Origin of the sequence: Paracnuella aquatica (assembly GCF_003332885.2) — a bacterium.
Taxonomy (GTDB): domain Bacteria; phylum Bacteroidota; class Bacteroidia; order Chitinophagales; family Chitinophagaceae; genus Flavisolibacter; species Flavisolibacter aquaticus.
The window spans coordinates 1-1,678 of sequence record NZ_QOWJ01000038.1 but is presented as its reverse complement, the minus strand read 5'-3'; the positions used below and the strand labels follow the sequence as shown (position 1 = coordinate 1,678).

Genomic DNA, 1,678 nt, shown 5'->3' with positions numbered 1-1,678 from the left:
AATAGCGGCTTGACGAACATAGGCTGATCTGCAATAATTCCATTGAACTAAGTACTAAATTTAGGCTGACGAATCACAGAATGCCGCTACTGCAGCAAGCTGTCGGACGTTGCCTGCAATGCTGTGACACCCTACAATTCAAAGTTTCTATTGACAGGACACATAACTAAAGCGACTGCTACTAATGGGATTTGGCTTTAACTTGATTGGTTTTCCTCTTTTGTTACTTGCGACAGGTGGACTTGTTATCTATGCAATTGCAAAGCAGACTTGGAAACCGCTCTTAATTGTTGCGGCAATATGGGGCTTGACAATTCTATTGTTCATTACAGCGACAATCGCTGACTACTTTCGAACACCAATCAGTTTAACTAAAGCTGACATTATTGGAGAATACCGCGTTGATACAAATTTTTTTAGCGGGACAAATGCTAAATGGCAGTACGACCACTACAGGTTCAAAATCACGTCAAGCGACAGCATCATTTTTTATGTGACAAACAAAGACACTGTTATCAAGACTTTTAAAGAGAAAATTTTGTACTCCAGCGGACCACCCGATTTATGGAAAGTCCAAAGCGACACAACCTATCACATTCTGAAGTATCCGCCGACACTTTATCGTGGATACAAGAAGTTTTATTATGTTTTTAAGTCGGATATTTATGGAAATATGTTTTTTAGAAAGGTTAAGAAGTAACTATAGCAGCTTTCAGGTGACACAAAAGCACATGCAGGCAACATCGGTTTTGTGCAATAGCGGCGTGAAGTTCTTAATCCAGGCATTTGAATAGATATATTACTTTAGTGATCGTTTCGGCTGACAGTACGCTATTCCGCTACTGCACAAAGCCGGTACTCGTTGTGTGCAACTCATGGAACCAGAACTACCAATAGAATATAGAAGGATAACAGCCCCTTATTACAATGTCGCTTTATTTAAGTATTGGGGAGACATTTATGAGTCTATCTTTTGTTACCTCAAACCTTTTATGAAGGTTAAAAGCAGCTCAAACCTTTTTGAAACTATAGAAGAAGACGACAATTACTTCGACATGCGGTTGTTGGCAGAACAAACATTTCCGCTGTCTTGGGAAAAAATGCTGCAAAAAACTGGTTTTGACTCTATGGCAACCCTTCGGCAAGCAATGACCTCGCGAGAAGAGTTCAGTAATCAAAAAGACCGTCTTCGAGAGATCTGCATACAGGAAAAGATCATTCAGCCATATGAAGATAGTTTCAGCCCGCACCAATTGGAAGCTTTAATCGATATCCTAAAGCAAATGGGACATTCACAAATAAGGTGTATTCCAGAGTTTCCGAATATCGATTTGCCGTACGAAGTTGATCTGGAATTAGACAAAGTCATTGACCAATATCATTATCGAAGTTGCCTGCAAACTGTAGATGAGCAGCTCTTAATAGCCAATGCGTTCGATTATGTGGAAACCTTTATCTGCGGCTCCAGGAGCCTTGTTCAGCAATTTGCTCAAAGATTGGAAGGGTTTTATTGTGATAAAGAAACAATGTCATGGTGGGCATTCAAGTGAAGCTGCACACAACAGGCGTGCGTGTTGCACAACTCACATGCTGTGGATAAGGTATGTTTTAAAAAAGCTGCAGGAGTAGTAACTTTTCGTATGCAAGGCCGCAAGCACTACTCCGAAAAGCTGTTCAC

General features: G+C 40.6%; 2 protein-coding genes. Both read left to right on the top strand.

The features are described 5' to 3' along the window. Nucleotides 1–184: 184 nt before the first annotated feature. A complete protein-coding gene (locus DRJ53_RS20955) occupies nt 185–700 on the top strand; it encodes a hypothetical protein (RefSeq protein ID WP_114237629.1) in 516 nt (171 codons plus the stop codon). A 175-nt stretch (nt 701–875) separates the two neighbouring features. Then, complete coding sequence (locus tag DRJ53_RS20950; protein WP_114237628.1) at nt 876–1,550, top strand: DUF2711 family protein; 675 nt, start codon at nt 876–878, stop codon at nt 1,548–1,550. Nucleotides 1,551–1,678: the final 128 nt, after the last annotated feature.